General features: G+C 64.5%; 15 protein-coding genes. 8 read left to right on the top strand and 7 right to left on the bottom strand.

Annotated features, from left to right (window positions below):
- Positions 1-138: 138 nt before the first annotated feature.
- Positions 139-1863, top strand: a complete 1725-nt coding sequence (locus EB230_RS06280; protein WP_172371849.1) for a heparinase II/III family protein — start codon at positions 139-141, stop codon at positions 1861-1863.
- 122 nt (positions 1864-1985) lie between these two features.
- The gene (purH, locus tag EB230_RS06275; RefSeq protein ID WP_172371847.1) at positions 1986-3602 is read left to right on the top strand and encodes a bifunctional phosphoribosylaminoimidazolecarboxamide formyltransferase/IMP cyclohydrolase; all 1617 of its coding nucleotides are present in this window, start codon (positions 1986-1988) and stop codon (positions 3600-3602) included.
- A 37-nt stretch (positions 3603-3639) separates the two neighbouring features.
- Here purH and EB230_RS06270 read toward each other — a convergent pair whose 3' ends face one another.
- Both EB230_RS06270 and EB230_RS06265 read right to left on the bottom strand, forming a co-directional pair.
- On the bottom strand, positions 3640-5016 hold the full coding sequence (locus tag EB230_RS06270) for an MFS transporter (protein ID WP_172371845.1): 1377 nt from the start codon (positions 5014-5016) through the stop codon (positions 3640-3642).
- Between the two features lie 277 nt (positions 5017-5293).
- On the bottom strand, positions 5294-10084 hold the full coding sequence (locus EB230_RS06265) for an NAD-glutamate dehydrogenase (RefSeq protein ID WP_056575030.1): 4791 nt from the start codon (positions 10082-10084) through the stop codon (positions 5294-5296).
- A 136-nt stretch (positions 10085-10220) separates the two neighbouring features.
- On the opposite strand from EB230_RS06265, the gene EB230_RS06260 reads away from it, so the two are divergent.
- Together EB230_RS06260 and EB230_RS06255 are read left to right on the top strand one after the other, a co-directional pair.
- Positions 10221-10784, top strand: a complete 564-nt coding sequence (locus tag EB230_RS06260; protein WP_172371843.1) for a peroxidase-related enzyme — start codon at positions 10221-10223, stop codon at positions 10782-10784.
- 134 nt (positions 10785-10918) lie between these two features.
- Entirely contained in the window at positions 10919-11245 is a 327-nt protein-coding gene (locus EB230_RS06255) for a YciI family protein (RefSeq protein WP_056575027.1), read from the top strand.
- Positions 11246-11254: 9 nt separating this feature from the next.
- Here the strand turns inward: EB230_RS06255 and EB230_RS06250 are convergent, their stop codons facing one another.
- Positions 11255-11869, bottom strand: a complete 615-nt coding sequence (locus EB230_RS06250; protein ID WP_056575019.1) for a LysE family translocator — start codon at positions 11867-11869, stop codon at positions 11255-11257.
- A gap of 399 nt (positions 11870-12268) precedes the next feature.
- On the opposite strand from EB230_RS06250, the gene EB230_RS06245 reads away from it, so the two are divergent.
- Positions 12269-12895: a DUF1062 domain-containing protein gene (locus tag EB230_RS06245; RefSeq protein ID WP_172371841.1), complete on the top strand. Its 627-nt coding sequence runs from the start codon at positions 12269-12271 to the stop codon at positions 12893-12895.
- A 60-nt stretch (positions 12896-12955) separates the two neighbouring features.
- Here the strand turns inward: EB230_RS06245 and typA are convergent, their stop codons facing one another.
- Entirely contained in the window at positions 12956-14785 is a 1830-nt protein-coding gene (typA, locus tag EB230_RS06240; protein ID WP_056575012.1) for a translational GTPase TypA, read from the bottom strand.
- A gap of 196 nt (positions 14786-14981) precedes the next feature.
- On the opposite strand from typA, the gene EB230_RS06235 reads away from it, so the two are divergent.
- The gene (locus EB230_RS06235; RefSeq protein ID WP_244494121.1) at positions 14982-15260 is read left to right on the top strand and encodes a hypothetical protein; all 279 of its coding nucleotides are present in this window, start codon (positions 14982-14984) and stop codon (positions 15258-15260) included.
- A gap of 207 nt (positions 15261-15467) precedes the next feature.
- On the opposite strand, the gene EB230_RS06230 is transcribed toward EB230_RS06235, so the two are convergent.
- A complete protein-coding gene (locus EB230_RS06230) occupies positions 15468-16751 on the bottom strand; it encodes an MFS transporter (RefSeq protein WP_056575005.1) in 1284 nt (427 codons plus the stop codon).
- 74 nt (positions 16752-16825) lie between these two features.
- On the opposite strand from EB230_RS06230, the gene EB230_RS06225 reads away from it, so the two are divergent.
- Positions 16826-17443, top strand: coding sequence for a TetR/AcrR family transcriptional regulator (locus EB230_RS06225; RefSeq protein WP_172371837.1), 618 nt, complete (start codon positions 16826-16828; stop codon positions 17441-17443).
- Between the two features lie 44 nt (positions 17444-17487).
- On the top strand, positions 17488-18081 hold the full coding sequence (locus tag EB230_RS06220; protein WP_172371835.1) for a hypothetical protein: 594 nt from the start codon (positions 17488-17490) through the stop codon (positions 18079-18081).
- Positions 18082-18253: 172 nt separating this feature from the next.
- Here the strand turns inward: EB230_RS06220 and ppa are convergent, their stop codons facing one another.
- Positions 18254-18787: an inorganic diphosphatase gene (ppa, locus tag EB230_RS06215; RefSeq protein ID WP_172371834.1), complete on the bottom strand. Its 534-nt coding sequence runs from the start codon at positions 18785-18787 to the stop codon at positions 18254-18256.
- Between the two features lie 201 nt (positions 18788-18988).
- A complete protein-coding gene (locus EB230_RS06210) occupies positions 18989-19495 on the bottom strand; it encodes a GNAT family N-acetyltransferase (RefSeq protein ID WP_056575000.1) in 507 nt (168 codons plus the stop codon).
- Positions 19496-19613 lie beyond the last annotated feature (118 nt).

The raw sequence follows: 19613 nt of genomic DNA, 5'->3' as shown, positions 1-19613 counted from the left end.
ATCCGGATTTGCTGACTTTTTTAGGGAAGGGATGGGACAAAACCCGGTGAAACGGTCCCGATCCCAGGAATTCGCCTTCGCACGAGTCGTTCAATCATGTAAACTTGGTGCTGGGGTAGAGGACGACCAGGAGGGCTTTTGGCACTTGCTGCCGGCAACACGACGCGTCTGTGGACGCTGGTCGCGAAGGAGTTCTGGCGCAAAACGCGCCGGCGCCTGCGTGCCGGGCCGATTTATCGCTGGCGCTATTCCGGCCGCACGCCCGAACGTGTCCTGATCGCGCCACCGGACCTGCGCCTCGCCGACCCGCAGATCGCGCTTGAGATCTATTACGGCCGTTATCCCTTGTCGGGGCATCTGGTCGAAACCGGCGGCAAGTCGCCTTTCCAGATCAACGTGCCCAACCGCGGCTGGCAAAAGACGCTGCACGGGTTTCGCTGGCTGCGGCACATGCGCGCCGCCGGTACCGAGCTTGCCGCCGCCAATGCGCGTGCCCTGGTGTCCGACTGGATCGCCATGCATGGCAACAACATTGCCGGTGTCGCCTGGGAGCCCGGCACCACGGCCAAGCGCATCATCGCCTGGCTGCAGCATTCCTCCGTCGTGCTGCAGGGAGCCGAATTTCCCTTCTACCGCGCTTTCCTGAAATCGCTGGCCGTCCAGATCCGCTATCTCAGGTCGATGGCGCGCGAAATGCCCGACGGCAAGGACCGGCTGCGCGCCCGCATCGCGCTCGCCTTCGCCGCTCTTTCGCTGCCGGCGCCGGCTTCGGCGCTGCGCGGCGCAACCCGCAACCTCGCCGAGGAGCTCAACCGCCAGATCCTCGCCGATGGCGGCCATATCTCGCGCAATCCGATGGCGGTGCTGGAAATCCTCGCCGACCTTTTGCCGCTGCGCCAGACCTACGCCAACCAGGCCGAAACCCCGCCGCAGGCACTGATCGGCGCCATCGACCGCATGCTGCCGGCGCTGCGCTTCTTCCGCCACCAGGATGGCAGCCTCGCGCGCTTCAACGGCATGGGCGCCACCATCCATGACCGCATCGCCACCATCCTGCGCCATGACGACACCGCCGGCGCACCCCTGCTGCACGCGCCGCATTCGGGCTATGAGCGGCTGTCGATGGGCGGCGTCACGGTCATTGCCGACACCGGCCTGCCGCCGCCGGTCGACGTCTCCAACGCCGCGCACGCGGGCTGTCTCGCCTTCGAACTGTCGTCCGGCCGCCAGCATTATATCGTCAATGCCGGCATCGATACCTATGGCGCCGCCGAATTCCGGCCGCTGGCGCGCGCCACGGCCGCGCACTCGACCGCCACCATAAACGACACCTCGTCGGCTCGCTTCAGCCATTCGCTGCGCGTCAACGACCTGCTCGGTTCGCCGCTGATCGGCGGCCCGCAGCATGTGCCGTGCAAGCGCATCGACCAGAAGGGCGTCCAGGGCTTCATCGCCCGCCATGACGGCTATATCCAGCGGTTCGGCTTCCTGCACGAGCGTGAGCTGAAACTGTCGACGAACGGCAATGTACTGGCCGGCAGGGACCGGTTCCAGAAGCCCGGCAATGCCTCGATCCGCAACAATGGCCGCGACTTCATCACCGTGCGCTTCCATGTCCATCCCGACATCAATCTGCTGCAGGACGAGCACGACCGCCTGGTACTGACCGCCGACCAGGCCGACAGCTGGGTGTTCACGTCAAGCGAAGTGGTGCCGGAGGTCGAGGAATCGATCTATTTCGCCGGTCTTGGCGGCCCGCGCCGCAGCCGGCAGATCGTGCTTGCCTTCAAGGCCTCCGAAGTGTCCGAAGTCCACTGGCAGCTGACGCGCACCAGCATCGCCGGCTATCCGGAAAACAATTGATCGTGCCGGCCGCCGCTGGAGCGTGACGCCGAAAAGTGCGCAGCGCTGGCTTGCCGCTTGATTTCCTGATGTCATGTGCTACGGCGCGGGCTTGCCCCTCCAGCCGTGAAAGGCCGCCAGCCATGGCCGTCGCCGCCAAGAACATTCCCGCCCCGGACCTCGTCCCCGTGCGCCGCGCCCTGCTTTCGGTTTTCGACAAGACCGGCCTCATCGACTTCGCCAGGGCATTGGCGGCGGCCGGTGTCGAGCTGGTCTCGACCGGCGGCACCGCCAAGGCGATCGCCGAAGCCGGCATGGCGGTGCGCGACGTCTCCGAGCTCACCGGGTTTCCCGAGATCATGGACGGCCGCGTCAAGACCTTGCACCCGTCGGTGCATGGCGCGCTGCTTGGCGTGCGCGACGACCCCGAGCACGCCATGGCTATGCGCAAATACGGCATCGAGCCGATCGACCTCGTCGTCTCCAATCTCTATCCGTTCGAGGAAGTCCGCCGCTCCGGCGCCGACTACGCCGCGATCGTCGAGAACATCGACATTGGCGGCCCGGCGATGATCCGCGCCTCGGCCAAGAACCATGCCTATGTCGCCATCGTCACCGATCCCGGCGATTACGCTTCGGTGCTCAACGCTCTGGAGATGAATATCGGCTCGCTGTCGCTGGATTTTCGCAAGAAGCTGGCGGCCAAGGCCTTTGCCCGCACCGCCAGCTATGACGCGGCGATTTCCGGCTGGTTCGCCGAGGCGCTGGAGATCGAGCATCCGACCTGGCGCGCCTTCGGCGGCAGACTGGCCGAGGTGATGCGCTACGGCGAAAACCCGCACCAGGGCGCCGGCTTCTATGTCAATGGCGACAAGCGTCCCGGCGTCGCCACGGCACGACAGCTGCAGGGCAAGCAGCTGTCCTACAACAACATCAACGACACCGACGCAGCTTTCGAACTCGCCGGCGAGTTCGATCCGGCCCGCTCCGCCGCCGTCGCCATCATCAAGCACGCCAACCCTTGCGGCGTCGCCGAGGCCGCCTCGCTGAAGGCAGCCTATGCCAAGGCGCTTGCCTGCGATCCGGTCTCTGCCTTCGGCGGCATCGTCGCCGTGAACCGCACCCTCGACGCCGAGGCGGCGGAGGAAATCGTGAAAACCTTCACCGAAGTGATCATCGCGCCCGACGCCACCGACGAAGCGGCGGCGATCGTCGCTGCCAAGAAGAACCTGCGCCTGCTGGTCACCGGCGGCCTGCCCGACCCGCGCTCGCCCGGCACGACGGTCAAGTCCGTCTCCGGCGGCCTGCTCGTTCAGGGTCGGGACAATGCCGTGGTCGACGACCTCGAGCTGAAGGTGGTGACGAAGCGGGCACCGACGCCGGCCGAAATGGCCGACCTCAAATTTGCCTTCCGCGTCGCCAAGCACGTCAAGTCGAATGCCATCGTCTATGCCAAGGACGGCGCCACCGTCGGCATCGGCGCCGGCCAGATGAGCCGGGTCGATTCCTCACGCATCGCCGCCCGCAAGGCGCTCGACGCGGCCGAGGCGGCAGGCTCGGCCGAACCGCTGACCAAGGGCTCGGTGGTCGCCTCCGACGCGTTCTTCCCCTTCGCCGACGGCCTGCTCTCGGCGATCGAAGCCGGCGCCACGGCGGTGATCCAGCCGGGTGGCTCGATGCGCGATGACGACGTCATCGCCGCGGCCGATGAACATGGCATCGCCATGGTGTTCACAGGGGTCAGGCATTTCAGGCACTGAGCGCGTTTACCCTCCCCTCGACGGGGAGGGTAAAGCGCTATTCCGCCGTCCGGTCCGCCGGATATGGCGTGCGAACCAGTATCGCCATGCCGATGCCGAGGAACAGGATGATCACCGCCATGCCAAGCCGCGCCGAGTCGCTCAGCGCGGTGATGGTCGCCACCAGGAACGGCGCCAGGAAACTGGTCGCTCGTCCGGCCAGTGCGTAGATGCCGAAATAGCGGCCGGATTCCGCCGCCGTGACGCTGCGCGCCATGTAGGAACGCGACGACGCCTGCACCGGACCGAAGGCCAGCCCGATCAGCAGGCCATACATGATGTAGGCCTTTTCGGCGGCCGTGCCGAACAGGCCACCTGAGTCGGTGGTCGGGAGCTGGATCAGGCCGAGCAAGGTGAAGCCAGGACCGGTCGAGACGACACCGATGGTGGCGACGGACAGCATCACCAGTGAAATCATCACCACCGCCTTGGAGCCGAGCGCGGTGTCGAGCCGGGCCGCGATCCAGCAGCCGAAGATGGCGACGACATTGAGGATGATGCCGAACATGCCGATCTCGGTGATCGACCAGTGGAACATGCCCGCCGCGAAGGTGCCGCCAAGCGCCAGCAAGGCGTTGACGCCGTCCTGGTAGATCATGCGGGCGACGAGGAAGCGGAAGATGCCGCCGCGCTTGCGTACCTCGGCCAGCGTCGATTTCAGCTCCGACAGGCCTTCACGCACCGCTGGCCCGATCGGAATGCCCTTGATGGCATCCGGCGTGAAGAAGAACATCGGCAGGATGAACAGGAAGTACCAGCCGGCCGACAGCGGCCCGGTGGCGCGCGCATCCTCGCCAAGCTTCGGGTCGAGCCCGAAAAGCGGGTTGATGCCGATGATCGTCTTGCCGGTCTCCGGCGAGCCGGCGAGACAGGTGACGACGAAGATCAGCGCGATCATGCCGCCGAGATAGCCGAGGCCCCAGGCGGTGTTGGAGATGCGGCCGATCTCGCTCTTCGGCACCAGCCGCGGCATCATCGAATCGTTGAACACGGTGGAGAATTCCGCCGCCACCGATGCCAGCGAAAACAGCGCCACGATCAGGAACAGGTTCGAGCCCGGCGCGGCGAACCAGAGCAAGGCGAGACTGGTGATCTTGATCGCGGCGAAGAAAGCGATCCATGGCTTGCGCGGACCGGTCTGGTCGGCGATCGAGCCGAGGACCGGCGACAGCACGGCAATGACCAGCCCGGCCGCCGCGATGCCGTAGCCCCAGACCGCCTGGCCGGTGTTGGGATCGCCAGCCATGCGCGAAACGAAATAGGGGCCGAAGATGAAGGTGGTGACGACCGTGAAGAACGGCTGCGCCGCCCAGTCGAAGAACATCCATCCCCAGATGCCGCGTCCGGACGCACGCTGCACAGTCTCTACCGCCATGATGATTCCTTTGGCCCGCTCGCGTCGGGCGCCATGTCTGCATTTTTTCCGATGCTCATGCAAATGACAAGCGTCGCGCCGCCCTTCATTGCCCTGCCGGGCATTTCTCCCCGTATAGTGACGGGGAGAAAGAGGCTGTTGCGGCGGATTTCACCAATTGTCTACGTCGCGGAATGGGCGCCGGCCTTGCGCCCTGTTCCCTTCTCCCCGTCACTACACGGGGAGAAGGTGGCGGCAGCCGGATGAGGGGCGGCGCCAGCTTGCGAAACGAACCTGCTCACATCCCCGTCAGGTCGCTCATCAGCCCTGACGCGACCGACAGCCGCGACACGGTGATGTCGCCGCCCTCGGTCAGCGCCTGCAGCCGCTCGCGTATGCGCGCCACGCGTTCGCCGCCGGCTTCCAGCCATGCAGCGACCGGATCCCCCGCCTTGGCATGACCGGTGAGTGCCGCGACCGCAATGCCGCGACGCGCCGCACCAATCGTGTCGGTAGCGCGCGAAAGCGCAAGCTGATCATAGTAGTCCGAAGGCGTGATCGAGCGCGCGGCATCCTCGACGCGGGGAATCCGGAAGGCATCGCTGACGGCAAAGAACGCCCTTGCCGCGGCGACGATGTCGGCATTTGCCATCCGCGCGGTCAGCGCGATGTCGGGGACGAGTTCCGCCACCTCACTCAGCGCCAGCTGTTCGGCCAGCCGCTCAGGCGTGCCGGCCTTGAACAGCCCGTGCCGTTTCTCCTCGATGCGTTCGCGCGAAAACGCCGGCAGCAGCGAAACGAGCTTCGGCTCCAGCGCCCTGCGCGCCTCCTGCAGTTCCGCGATGCGCTGGCCAAGGGGTGCCATGCCGGTATCGTTCTTGAGATACCAGCCGCTGGTCACGTAGATCAGCCGGCTGACCATCTGGTAGAGATCGAGCTGCACCTGGCCGTCGATCTGGTTGTCGAGCGCGTCGATCTCGCGATAGAGCACCGGCAGCGCAAAGCCGTCACGCACCACGGCGAAAGTGCGCACCACGTCGGCGGCGGTGCGCCCCGTGGCCTCCTGCAGCCGGTTGACGAAGGAAGGGCCGCCGCGATTGACGAGGTCGTTGGCGACGACGCGGGCGATGATTTCGCGGCGCAGTCGGTGGCCATGTATCTCGGCCGCGTATTTCTTCGCCATCCGGTCCGGGAAATAGCCCATCAGATCGCGGTCGAAATGCGCGTCGTCGGGCACGTCGCTAGCGACGATGTCGGAGAACAGCACGATCTTGGCATAGGCGAGCAGCACGCCGAGCTCGGCCCTGGTCAGCGGCTCGCCACGTGCTTCGCGCTCGGCAAGGGCCGCCGGTGACGGCAGTGTTTCCACGGCACGGTCGAGCAGGCCGCGCGCTTCGAGCGCCGACATGAACCGGGCCTGGTGCGCGATGTCGGCGAGGCCGCGCTTGCGGGCGATCGAAAGCGCCAGCGTCTGCTGATAGTTGTTGGACAGCACCAGCCCGCCGACCTCTTCGGTCATCTCGGCCAGCAGCTTGTTGCGTGCAGGGCGCGTCAGCGATCCCTTGCGCATGGCCGACGCCAGCGCGATCTTGATGTTGACCTCGACATCGGAGCAGTTGACGCCGCCCGAATTGTCGATGGCGTCGGAATTGCAGCGGCCGCCATTCATGCCGAACTCGATGCGCGCCCGCTGCGTGACGCCGAGATTGGCGCCCTCCCCGATCACCTTGGCACGCACGTCGAGCGCCGTGATGCGGATGGCGTCGTTGGCGCGGTCGCCGACCTCGGCGTTGGTTTCGGTGGATGCCCTCAAGTAGGTGCCGATGCCGCCGAACCACAGGAGATCGACCGGCGCCTTCAGGATGGCGGTCATGATCTCGACCGGCGTGGCGGTCGTCTTGCCGAGGCCGATTGCCGCCGCCGCCGCGGCCGGCAAGGTGATCGACTTCTGATTGCGCGAGACGATGATACCGCCTTCCGACAGCTTGCTCTTGTCATAGTCCTGCCAGCTCGAGCGCGGCAGCGCGAACATGCGCTCGCGCTCGGCCATCGAGGCCGCCATGTCCGGATCGGGGTCGATGAAGATATCGCGGTGATCGAAGGCGGCGATCAGCCTGGTTTTCGGGGACAGAAGCATGCCGTTGCCGAACACGTCGCCCGACATGTCGCCGACACCGACGGCGGTGAAAGGCGATGTCTGGATGTCGCGGTTCATCTCGCGGAAATGCCGCTTGACCGCTTCCCAGGCACCCTTGGCGGTGATGCCCATCTTCTTGTGGTCATAGCCCGCCGAGCCGCCGCTGGCGAAGGCATCGTCGAGCCAGAAGCCGTGCTTCTCGGAGATGGCGTTGGCGGTGTCGGAGAAGGTCGCCGTGCCCTTGTCGGCGGCGACGACGAAATAGGGGTCGTCCTGGTCGCGGCGCACGACACCCGCTGGCGGAATGACACCGTCCAGCCCGATATTGTCGGTGATCGACAGCAGGCTGGAGACGAAATTCTTGTAGGCGGAGGTGCCCGCCTCGAAGATCGCGTCGCGGCTGCCGCCCGCCGGCAGGCGCTTGGGGAAGAAACCGCCCTTGGCGCCCACCGGCACGATGACGGCATTCTTGACCTGTTGCGCCTTGACCAGGCCGAGCACCTCGGTGCGATAGTCCTGGGCACGGTCCGACCAGCGCAGGCCGCCACGCGCCACCGGGCCAAAGCGCAGGTGCAGGCCCTCGACCTCCGACCCGTAGACGAAGATCTCGCGCCACGGCCGTGGCGCCGGTAGCCCTTCGACCGCCTGCGACTCGAGCTTGATCGCCAGGGACTGGCCTTTCTGCTTCGTATCGGCAACGAAATGATTGGTGCGCAACGAGGCTTCGATCAGGTTGAGATAGCGGCGGATGATGGTGTCGTCATCGATGTTGGGCACATCCTCCAGCGCATCCTTGATCTTGGCCTTGAGATGCTTTGCCGCCACCACCCCTTCGCCCTCGGCCGTGGGGCCAAGCCGGGCAATGAACAGCGCATGCAGGCCGCGCGCGATCTCGGGATACCGATTGAGGGCGGCAGCGATGAAATCCTGGCTTTGCGGAATGCCGACCTGCTGCAGATAGCGGCCATAGGCGCGCAGGATGGTGATTTCACCGGACCACAGGCCGGCTGTCTGGGCGAGGCCGTTATAACCGTCATTGTCGACATCGCCGCGCCACACCGACAGGAACGCATCCTCGAACAGCGCGCCGCCATCGGTAAGGTCGATCGGCTTGCCGTAGCTGTTCTCCAGCTCCATGTCGTGGATGAAGACCAAGCCGGACTGGTCGTCGCCGACCTCGAAGGTGCGCTCGCTGATGACGCGGAAGCCGATGTTTTCCAGCACCGGCACCCGCCGCGACAGCGCCACCGGGCTGCCATGGTGATAGATCTTCAGCGCCGCCTGATGCGGCTTCTGCTCGGCATGGCGGTAGTAGTCGATGGCGATCGGATTGTCGGCGCTGATCCTGGCGATGCGCCCGGCATCGACCAGCGCCACCGCCGCGCTGAAGGAGTCGCGATAACTTTCCGGCAGCCTTGCGGCGATGGCCTTCAACGCCTGGTCGCCGCCATCGGCGTCCGCCGCGTCGGAAAGGGCATCCTCCCAGGTGCGCACGATGTCGCGGATCGCCGCCTCGATCGTCGCCTGCTCGACTTTCGGCGTCTTGCCGCCTGAGCGGCCGATGATGAAGTGCACGCGCGCCAGACCGCCTTCGGGGAAGGCCGGGTAATAGGCCGACAGCCGGCCCTCGAACACGGTCTTGAGATAGGCGCCGATCTTCTCGCGCACGACGCTGTCGTAGCGGTCGCGCGGCACGAAGACGAGAATCGAGACGAAGCGGTCGAACTGGTCGGCGCGCACCAGCGCCCGAACGCGCGGCCGCTCGATCAGCCCCAGAATGGCCGCGGCGTGCTTGCGCAGGATCGGCACCGGCACCTGGAACAGTTCGTCGCGCGGATAGCTTTCCAGCACGTTGATCAGCGCCTTGCCGGAGTGGTCATGCCGGTCGAAGCCGGACTTGGCGATGATGGTCTCGGCCTTTGACCGGAGATACGGGATCTTCATCACCGACCGCGTGTAGGCGGTCGAGGTGAACAGGCCGACGATGCGCAGTTCACCCGACAACACGCCCTTGGCCGTGTAGGTCTTGACGCCGATGTAATCGAGATAGATGCGCCGGTGCACGGAAGACTTGGCATTGGCCTTGGTGACGATCAGCGGCTCCGGCCCATGCAGGAAGGCGCGAATCTCGGGCGTTGTCGTCACCGCTTCGGTGCCGCGCCTCAGCACCAGCACGTCGGGATCGCTGAGGATGCCGAGGCCGGGCTTGTCGGCGCGCTCCAGATTGCCGCTTTCCTCGCCGCCGGTGTATTTGAACTCGCGCATGCCGAGGAAAGTAAAATTGTCGTCGCGCAGCCATTCCAGGAAGGCGATCGCCTCGGCCACGCTCTTCTTGTCGAGCGGCACCGGCGAATAGCGAAACTCGGAGATCGCCTGGTCGAGCCGGGCCAGCATCGGCTTCCAGTCGTTGACGGCGGCGTGGACCTGGCCAAGCATCTTGCGCAACCGCTCGGTCAAGGCGTTTGCCGCGTCCGCCGTCAGCCGCGGGATATGGACGTGGATGACGCTCAGCCGGTCGTGATTGCCGTCGTCCTTGGCGAAATTGCCGTCTCCCAGAATTTCCTCGACACCGCGCTTGCCGTGACGCACGGTGATGACCGGGTGGGTGACCAATGTCGGCTCACCCGACGTCTCGGTAACCTCGCCGAGGATGGAATCGAACAGGAACGGCATGTTGTCGTTGACGACGGTAATGACCGTCACCGGCCGGCCTTCGCGAACGACGCCCGAATCGGCCTCGACGGCAACAACGCACGCGCCCTTCTTGTGCCTGGCGACCGCCTGGCCGGCGAGGTCGGCGGCGCGTTCGAGGTCGGCCACGTCATAGGCGGCGATGTCTTCGGCGGGCGCGCGCGCGAGCAGGTAATCGGCGAGCCGGGCAGGCCTTTCCTCGGTTTTTGTCGCTGATGTGGTTTTTTTCTTCGGCTTCGCTGCGGATTTCACGCTGGCCATGACGCTATTGCCTCCCGTCGAATGCTTTTACGACTATCGTAGCAGATGACCGCTGTTTGGCGACAAAGGTTTGACGGCTTGCCGAGAATTATCGGAATTCCGCGGCAAGGCCGCGCCCGAAGAGGAGAAAATGACCATGACCGGCAAGATCACCGCGCTTGATCTCGATTCAAGGGAACTGAGCGAACCGACAAAGGCCTATTTCGCCAAATGCGAGGAGAAGCTCGGCCTGGTTCCGAACGTGCTCAAGGCCTACGCCTTCGACGACAAGAAGCTGCGCGCCTTCACCGACATGTACAACGATCTGATGCTGGGTGATTCGGGCCTGTCGAAGCTGGAGCGCGAGATGATCGCGGTCGCGGTCTCCTCGATCAATCATTGCTATTACTGCCTGACCGCGCATGGCGCGGCGGTGCGCCAGCTGTCCGGCGACCCGGCGCTCGGCGAGATGATGGTGATGAATTTCCGCGCCGCCGCTCTTTCGCCGAGGCAGACCGCCATGCTCGAATTCGCGGTCAAGCTGACCGAGGAGCCGGCAAAAATCGTCGAGGCCGATAGGGCGGCTTTGCGTCAGGCCGGCTTCAGCGACCGCGACATCTGGGACATCGCCTCGACTTCGGCCTTCTTCAACATGTCGAACCGCGTGGCAGCGGCGATCGACATGCGGCCGAACGACGAATACCACGCCATGGCACGGTGAGGCTCGGCAGCAGCCCAACCACGCCTTACATTAGGCATCCCTCATTCTCGTTGCTTGTTTGCCGGTTTGGTCCGATGATCGGCAGGCGGCATGACCGCGTGCCGGTTCGATGCCGCTCATCAAGGGAGGAGAACATGGCGAAGTTTCTCTATGTCTATCACGGCTCCGGCAAGATGCCGACGAGTGAAGCCGAGCGAAAGGCGATGACCGACGCCTGGACAGGCTGGTTTGGAAAGCTTGGTTCGGCTGTTGTCGACCCTGGCAATCCGGTCGGCATGTCGAAGACCGTCATGCCGGGTGGCAAGATAGAAAACAATGGCGGCAGCAACCCGACCGGCGGCTACTCGATCATCGAGGCCAGGGATATCGACGATGCCGCCGAGAAGGCCAAGGGCTGCCCGATGCTGGCCATGCCGAACTGCAATGTCGAGATCGCCCCCATCATCAATATGATGGGCTGACGCCTCGCCTCAGGATCGTGCCGCGATCGCCGCGGCGGCACCGGCCATCGTGGTGGCGCTGACGCGGTTGGCGATCTTCATGGCGCGCTTGCTCTTCAGGAGCTTGCGCGCCTGCGATGCGGCAAGCACCCAGGCAAGGTCGATGGCGATCAGGACCACCGCCATGGTCGCCGTCAACTCAACCCAGCCGACAATGCTGACCGATGCCAGGTCGATGATGGTCGGCAGCAGCGCCAGGTAGAACATCATGATCTTGGGGTTGCCGAGCGTCACCGCCATGCCCGCGAAAAACAGCTTCGCCGGCGAATCCTCGCGCGGCATCTCGCCCTCTTTCGCGTCGACGGGCGCCGTCCACATCTTCCAGGCTAGGTAAGCGAGATAGGCGACACCGGCCCATTTCACCACGACAAAGGCGAAGTGAAAGGTCTGTGCCACCACGGCCAGCCCGAACACCGCCAGCGACAGCCAGATGCCCTCGCCGATCCACATGGCGAGCAGGAACGGAAACACGTCGCGAAAGCCCTTCGCGATGACACGCGCCACGAGTGCGGCGATCGACGGACCGGGCGAACCGGCGGCGACGAACAAGGCGGCGGCGAAAATCAGCAACGAGGTAAGATGCATGGCCAATATCTCTGTCTGACAAGCTCTTAAGCCTGACACTAGCGCATGCGGTCGACCTGCGGTAGCACCGACGAAAAAGACGCTTGTCGGCGCGGCGTCACGCCGCTAGAAGAGCCGCCGCGAAACAATTTCGAGCTTCACTTTGCCTCAGTAACCGCCGGTCTCGTCAACTCCCCCGACACACTCGCATGGCACCGCATCCGTGGTGCCTGTTTCATGTTCATGTGTTCTTCTGGGCGGCGGTTCGAGACCGGTTTGGCACTGCTGAACCGCTGTCGCGCGCTTTCCGCCGGCGACACCTGACTTCACCATCTCCGCAGCCTACCGCCACGCCGCGCCCGCATGGGCATCTCGACATTGCCGACCTGATGAACTTCCCGACGGGAAGGGCTTATCGGCATGTCTTCCGCTGTACGTATCCACTGGGCGATCACGCCCGCAATCGCACCTCAACCGCTCATCAACTGCAATCGCTGCGGCGGCGTGAAGGCCTATCGCTGCAGCGGCAAATTCCGCGTCAACGCCAATGGCAAGCGCATCGACGTGTGGCTGATCTACCGCTGCGTCGATTGCGACAATTCCTGGAATTTCGGCATTTTCGAACGCTGCAACCGCCGCGACATCGAACCCGCACTGCTGCAGGCACTCGAAAGCAACGACCCGGGGCTGGCGCGGCGCCATGCCTTCGACATCGTCGCCTTGCGCAACCGGGTGGGGCGTGTCGAGGAGTTTGCCGATGTCGCCGTCCGCAAGCGGTTGCTCGGCGATACCAGGGAAAGCCCGGCGATCCTGGAACTGCGGCTCGGGCTGGAAATGCCGACATCGCTCCGGCTCGATCGTCTGCTCGCCGGCGAACTCGGTATCTCGCGCTCGCGGCTTCAGGCGCTGGAGGAGCGGCGCCTGCTGGTCATCGATCCGGACGGAGCCAAGGCCTTGCGCAAGCCGGCCCGCCAGGGAATGACGATCCGCGTCGACCTGGCCGGCGAGCCGGACCACGAAGCGATCATCAGCGCGGCCGGCGGATGAACGAGAGAGGGGCGGAGCATGTGATGCTCCGCCCCTCTCAGAAATCGTCTGGAGAAAAATTTACGCCGCGCCGACCGCCTTGGCCGACTTCTCGAAGCGCTTGCGCTCGTTCGGATCGAGATAGAGCTTGCGCAGGCGGATGGTCTTCGGCGTCACCTCGACCAGCTCGTCGTCCTGGATCCAGGCCAGCGCGCGTTCGAGCGTCATGCGGATCGGCGGGGTGAGCTTGACCGCCTCATCCTTGCCGGCGGCACGGATGTTGGTCAGCTTCTTGCCCTTCAGAACGTTCACTTCGAGGTCGTTGTCGCGGGAGTGGATGCCGATGATCATGCCCTGATAGACCTTGACGCCCGGGTCGATGACCATAGGGCCGCGGTCTTCCAGGTTCCACATGGCGTAGGCGACCGATTCGCCCTGCTCGTTGGAGATCAGCACGCCGTTGGTGCGGCCTGGCAATTCGCCCTTGTAGGGCTCGTAGGCATGGAACAGCCGGTTCATCACGGCGGTGCCGCGCGTATCGGTCAACAGTTCCGACTGGTAGCCGATCAGGCCGCGCGTCGGCGCGTGGAACACGATGCGCTGGCGATTGCCGCCCGACGGGCGCAACTCGACCATCTCGGCCTTGCGCTCCGACATCTTCTGCACGACGACGCCGGCATGCTCCTCGTCGACGTCGATGACGACTTCCTCGACCGGCTCCAGCAATTCGCCGTTCTCGCCCTTCTGCATGACGACGCGCGGACGCGACACGGCGATCTCGAAGCCTTCGCGGCGCATGGTCTCGATCAGCACGGCGAGCTGCAATTCGCCACGGCCGGAGACGAAGAACGAATCCTTGTCGGGCGATTCCTCGATCTTGAGCGCGACATTGCCTTCGGCCTCGCGCAGCAGGCGGTCGCGGATGACGCGGCTGGTCACCTTGTCGCCTTCGGTTCCGGCGAGCGGGCTGTCATTGACGAGGAACGACATGGTCACGGTCGGCGGATCGATCGGCTGCGCATGCAGCGCCTCGGTAACCGCCAGGTCGCAGAACGTGTCGGCGACGGTGCCCTTCGACAGGCCCGCGATGGCGACGATGTCGCCCGCCTGGGCTTCCTCGATCGGCTGGCGCTCGAGGCCGCGGAAAGCCAGGATCTTCGAGATGCGGCCGGTTTCGATCTGGGTGCCGTCATGGTGCAGCACCTTGACCGCCTGGTTGGCCTTCAGCGTGCCGGATTCAATGCGGCCGGTGATGATGCGGCCGAGGAAGGGGTTGGCCTCCAGGATGGTGCCGATCATGCGGAACGGGCCGGGATGAACGGTCGGCGCCGGCACATGCTTGACGATGAGGTCGAACAGCGGCGCCAGCTGCTGGTCCTTCGGGCCTTCCGGATTTTCCGAAACCCAGCCATCACGGCCCGAACCATAGAGGATCGGGAAGTCGAGTTGCTCGTCGGTGGCGTCGAGCGCGGCGAACAGGTCGAACACCTCGTTGACCACCTCGACATGACGAGCGTCCGGGCGGTCGATCTTGTTGATGACGACGATCGGCTTCAGCCCGACCTTCAGCGCCTTGCCGACGACGAACTTGGTCTGCGGCATCGGACCCTCGGCGGCATCGACCAGCACGATGGCCGAATCCACCATCGACAGGATGCGCTCGACCTCGCCGCCGAAATCGGCGTGGCCGGGGGTGTCGACGATGTTGATGCGGGTATCCTTCCAGTCGACCGAGGTCGCCTTGGCCAGGATGGTGATGCCGCGTTCCTTTTCGAGGTCGTTGGAATCCATGGCGCGCTCGGCGACGCGCTGATTGTCACGGAAGGAGCCGGACTGCTTCAAAAGCTGGTCGACAAGGGTTGTCTTTCCATGGTCGACGTGCGCGATAATCGCGATATTACGGAGTTTCATGTTCTGGTCTCGGGAGCGTTGCAGGCAGCAGGCCAAAGGCGCCGCCTCTTTCGGTTGCGCGGCTCATACAGGGTTTTTCGCATTTGCGAAAGAGGACGCGCGACACCAAATACTCATCAAATCTTAAGCATCTGCGTGTGAGATGATTTTGTTAACCAAGGCGGGAACCTTTCAGGACCCGGACAGTTCGACCATCATGACCGATAAACTCAATCGTTTTTGGCCGCTCATCGCATCCGCGGCCTTTGCCATGTTGCTGGCGGCCAATGCCGCGCAGTCGGCCGCGACGCTTAAGGAGGCACGGCCGGCCTTGCCGTCCAATGCGCCGGCCGAACAGGTCTTCGCCGATGCACCCGACGGCGTCGATCCGGTGGTGACCGGCCCGGTCACCGCCGCCTTCAAGCAGCGCCAGGACGCCGCCAACTGCGACACCGCCGTCTGGCCGAACATTCCAATGGTCTGCTACCCGGATTAGAATCCTCATCGCGGAACTGGCGGGGTCTAAGCTGCCAGTCTCCCCTCCTTGAGGGGGAGATGGCCGGCAGGCCAGAGGGGGGGTCGGTTCGACCGGGCTCAACTCATTTTCGCAGGCGCGGGACGTCAGCGCTTCACGCGCCAGCACCCCTCTGTCGCCTTCGGCGACATCTCCCCTCGAGTGGGGAGATTATAAGGCCTCACCACCTCAAGCTGCCTGCGGTTCCGGGTCGAATGCCGGCCGGCTGGTGTTGATCAGCAGCGAGATACAGGCCGCCGCGATAGCCGTCATGCCGGCGATGAGGAAGGCCAGTTCGTAATTGCCCTGCAGTTCGCGCATGGTGCCGCCAAAGGCGGCCGCGGCCGCGGCGCCGACCTGATGTCCGGCAACGATCCAGCCGAACACGATCGGACCGCTGCGGTCGCCGAACGCCTCGTTGGCGAGCCGCAGCGTCGGCGGCACGGTTGCGATCCAGTCGAGACCGTAGAGCACGGCGAAAATGATCAGGCTGGTGGCCGAGAAGCCGGAATAGGGCAGGTAGATCAGCGACAGGCCACGGATGGCGTAGTAGACGCCGAGCAGCTTGCGCGGGTCGAAGCGGTCGGTGAGCCAGCCCGACAGCGTCGTGCCGATCAGGTCGAAAATACCCATCATAGACAACAGGCCCGCGGCCTGCACCTCGCCGATGCCCATATCGCCGCAGAAGGCGATCAGATGCGTGCCGACCAGCCCGTTGGTGGTGAAGCCGCAGACGAAGAAAGTGGCGAACAGGTACCAGAACACCCTCGTGCCGGCGGCGCGGCGCAGCGTGTTCAGCGTATGCGCCAGGAAATTGCCTTGCGATGCGGGCGAGACCGGCGGCACGTCATCGGCCTCGGCGCCATAGCGCACCATGCCGATCGAGGCCGGGCGCTCCGGCACCAGCAGCCAGACCAGCGGCAGAAGACAGGCGGTGGCGATCGCGACCGCGATGGCGACCGGCTTCCAGCCGCCGGATTGCGCCAGCGAGGCAAGCAGCGGCAAGAACACCAGCAGGCCGGTTGCACTTGAGGCCGACATCAAGCCCATGACCAGGCCGCGATTGGTCTTGAACCAGCGGTTGACGATAGTGGCGCCGAGCACGCTGGCGACAGCGCCCGAGCCGATACCCGAGAAGACACCCCAGGTGATGAACAGATGCCAGGGTTCGGTCATCAGCAGGCTGAGCGCCGTCGAGCCCGACATCACCACCAGCGACGCGATCAGCGTGCGGCGCAGCCCGATCCGCTCCATCAGCGCGGCGGCGAACGGACCAGTCAGGCCATAGAGCAGGATGCCGACGCCGGCCGCCAGCGAGATGACGTCGCGCCGCCAGCCAAAACTGTTTTCCAGCGGCAGCATCATGACGGCGGGCGCGGACCGCAGGCCGGCCGCGATCAGCAGGCAGAGGAAGATGACACCGACCACGACGAAAGCGTAGCGCTGGCCAAACGGACGGGATTGAGCTACCATGTTACTGACCGGTACGTTGCAAGAAGGGAGCATGTATACGTACCGATCGGTAACATTGTCAATCGAGTCCCATGATGCCAACCGACAAAAATATTGAACTGACGATCAGCGACGGTAACGCACCGGCGCCGCCGAAGGCCGCCAAGAAGATCCTCGACGTGGCGTATGACCTGTTCTACCGGCGCGGCATCAGGGCGATCGGCGTCGACGAGATCGTCAGGCGCGCCGGCGTCACCAAGCCCAGCCTCTATCGCAGTTTCCCGTCCAAGGACGAATTGGCCGCTTCCTATCTCAGGCGGTACGACCTCGAGTTCTGGGGGCGTTTCGACGAGGCGGTCAACGCCCATCCCGGCGATCCACGGGCGCAGATCGGAGCCTTCCTGACCCGCATCGGCAAACGCACGCAGATGCCGGAATATCGCGGTTGCGGCATGACCAACGCGGCGGTCGAATATCCCGAGCGCGGCCATCCGGCGCGCGTGGTGAGTGAAGGCAACAAGCAGGAACTGCGCCGCCGCCTGCGCGCCATGGCCGCAGCGATGGGCGCCGGCGACGCCGATACGCTGGGCGACGGGCTGCTGCTCTTGATCGAGGGCGCCTATATCAGCGGCCAGTTGTTCGGGCTCGGCGGCCCCGCGCAGTCGGTTGCCCGCAACGCCGATCTGCTGATCGAAGCGAGCTTGAAGAAATAGCGATTGGCGGTACGCTGGTCCGGCCCGAACCGGAGGTGTCCGTCATGCGTGCCGTTCTGATCCCGTTTGCCCTAGCCGGTCTCTGCCGGGCAGCCTTGGCCGGCGACATTTCCAGCGCCTACACCGACCTCGACTGGAAGAAGGACTGCGTGACCTACGCACAAGCCGGAGAAGGCGATGGCGACTGGGCCGATCTCGCCTGCTCCGGCTACCGCGGCTATCCCGTGCTGATCGCCTATGACGACGCCCGCGAATCGCTGTTTTACGGTTTTCCGCCGGGCGGCGACATGACGTCCGCATGGGAGAGTTTTTCAGGCTTCAATTCATCCGGAGCCAAGGTCGAATGGCGCATCGAAACCAATGGCGACAAGGCCGTGCCCTTCGCGGTCATCCACCGCCGCACGATCAGCAATGGCGAGGACGGGAACAAGTCGATCGACGTCCTGCTCGTCGCCAAGGTCGGCCAGATGGATGCGCGGGAAAGCTGCACGATCGGCCTTGTCCTCGCCACCGGTAACCCGCAAGCCAACGACCAGGCACGAAAACTCGCCGACGAAAAGGCGCGCACCTTTGCCTGCGGCAAGGACCGGCACACCGCCATCGGCAATGTGCCGCCCTTCGGCCGGGTGGATAATTAGGCACGTTGGAGATTGGCCGCAGCGCCCGTCACTTCGTCATTCCGGAGCGCAGCGATACGGCGCAGACCCCGGGGACCGCCGGGCACTGCGCAGAAATCACGGCATGGATACCAGGGGCTACACGACGCCGCTTCGCGGCTGCTCCGTCCTGGGATGACGAAAGCCGAGTCGCCTACTTGCTCTTCTTCGCCCGTTCGATCGCCTCGACGATCATCTGCTTGGCATATTTGGAATCGTGCCAGCCTTCGATCTTGACCCATTTGCCGGGCTCGAGATCCTTGTAGTGCTCGAAGAAGTGCTGCACCTGCTGGCGCGTGATGTCGGGCAGATGCGTGTATTCGGTGACGTTCTCGTAGCGCAGAGTCAGCTTCGGCGACGGCACCGCGATGACTTTTTCATCCTGACCGGCATTGTCTTCCATCACCAGCACGCCGATCGGCCTGACATTGATGACGCAGCCCGGCACCAGCGCGCGCGTGTTGCAGACCAGCACGTCGATCGGATCGCCGTCACCCGACAGCGTGTGCGGCACGAAGCCGTAATTGCCGGGGTAGCGCATCGAGGTGTGCAGGAAGCGGTCGACGAACAACGTGCCGGCCTCCTTGTCCATCTCATACTTGATCGGCTCGCCGCCGATCGGCACTTCGATGATGACGTTGATGTCCTCAGGCGGATTCTTTCCGATGGCTATGGCTTCAATGCGCATGGCTTTGTCCCTCTCTCGATTGGGAGGAGATAGCGGGCGGCGCGGAATGGTGCAATGCGGCGAATGGTGTTCACGAAGGTCAGGCGGGACGCGCCGGCATCCGGCGCGTTCAATCATCGGCACAAGATGTTTCAGTGCCGTGATTTGGCGGGCGATACGAACCGCGCACCGGCTTGGCTTGCCGCAATCATCCCCGGGCAGTCACTCCCAGACGAAAGCGACCTTCTTCAGCGCCTTCTGCTCGAAGATTTCGACACCCTCGGCGATATCGCGGCCACCGGCGCCGGCATAGAAGGCCAACGCGTTCTGGTTATCCTCCAGCGCCCACACCACCATGCCTTTCAGGCCATGGTCGGCAAGACGCGCCCTGGCTGCCGAAAACAGGCGACGGCCGAGACCGATGCCCTGATATTCCGGGCGCAGGTACAATTCGTAGATCTCGCCTTGCTGCTTGAGCTCGCGGGCACGGTTCTTGCCGATCGTCGCATAGCCGGCGATCGTGCCGCCGATTTCAACCACCAGAACGGTGGCGGCGCGGCGAATCGCATTCGCCCACCAGTCGGCGCCGCGGCGGTTGATCATCGATGTTAGCGTGCGGTGTGGGATAATGCCGGAATAGGCGCCGCGCCAGGCTTCCAGATGCACCTCGGCGATGGCGCCTGCATCGCGCGGGTCGGCTTTCCGGATGTCGATCGTCAGCGTATTCATGATTTGTTAACCATAAACCCGCATGGCCCGATTGCAAGAGTCCGGGCGGCCCGTCGATCGCTTTCTCACAACCGATGCGGACACCGCTGCCGTGGGGCAACGCATGTCCGCAAACAGG

Origin of the sequence: Mesorhizobium sp. NZP2234 (assembly GCF_013170765.1) — a bacterium.
Lineage (GTDB): Bacteria > Pseudomonadota > Alphaproteobacteria > Rhizobiales > Rhizobiaceae > Mesorhizobium > Mesorhizobium loti_D.
Note: the sequence above shows the minus strand (reverse complement) of the source record. Positions and strands in the feature narration are given on the sequence as shown.

Excerpts from the sequence above, each read along its gene's own strand:
- purH (WP_172371847.1), top strand. The coding sequence starts at position 1,986 with ATGGCCGTCGCCGCCAAGAACATTCCCGCCCCGGACCTCGTCCCCGTG.
- EB230_RS06270 (WP_172371845.1), bottom strand. The coding sequence starts at position 5,016 with ATGGCGGTAGAGACTGTGCAGCGTGCGTCCGGACGCGGCATCTGGGGA.
- EB230_RS06265 (WP_056575030.1), bottom strand. The coding sequence starts at position 10,084 with ATGGCCAGCGTGAAATCCGCAGCGAAGCCGAAGAAAAAAACCACATCA.
- EB230_RS06260 (WP_172371843.1), top strand. The coding sequence starts at position 10,221 with ATGACCGGCAAGATCACCGCGCTTGATCTCGATTCAAGGGAACTGAGC.
- EB230_RS06255 (WP_056575027.1), top strand. The coding sequence starts at position 10,919 with ATGGCGAAGTTTCTCTATGTCTATCACGGCTCCGGCAAGATGCCGACG.
- EB230_RS06250 (WP_056575019.1), bottom strand. The coding sequence starts at position 11,869 with ATGCATCTTACCTCGTTGCTGATTTTCGCCGCCGCCTTGTTCGTCGCC.
- EB230_RS06245 (WP_172371841.1), top strand. The coding sequence starts at position 12,269 with ATGTCTTCCGCTGTACGTATCCACTGGGCGATCACGCCCGCAATCGCA.
- typA (WP_056575012.1), bottom strand. The coding sequence starts at position 14,785 with ATGAAACTCCGTAATATCGCGATTATCGCGCACGTCGACCATGGAAAG.
- EB230_RS06235 (WP_244494121.1), top strand. The coding sequence starts at position 14,982 with ATGACCGATAAACTCAATCGTTTTTGGCCGCTCATCGCATCCGCGGCC.
- EB230_RS06230 (WP_056575005.1), bottom strand. The coding sequence starts at position 16,751 with ATGGTAGCTCAATCCCGTCCGTTTGGCCAGCGCTACGCTTTCGTCGTG.
- EB230_RS06225 (WP_172371837.1), top strand. The coding sequence starts at position 16,826 with ATGCCAACCGACAAAAATATTGAACTGACGATCAGCGACGGTAACGCA.
- EB230_RS06220 (WP_172371835.1), top strand. The coding sequence starts at position 17,488 with ATGCGTGCCGTTCTGATCCCGTTTGCCCTAGCCGGTCTCTGCCGGGCA.
- ppa (WP_172371834.1), bottom strand. The coding sequence starts at position 18,787 with ATGCGCATTGAAGCCATAGCCATCGGAAAGAATCCGCCTGAGGACATC.
- EB230_RS06210 (WP_056575000.1), bottom strand. The coding sequence starts at position 19,495 with ATGAATACGCTGACGATCGACATCCGGAAAGCCGACCCGCGCGATGCA.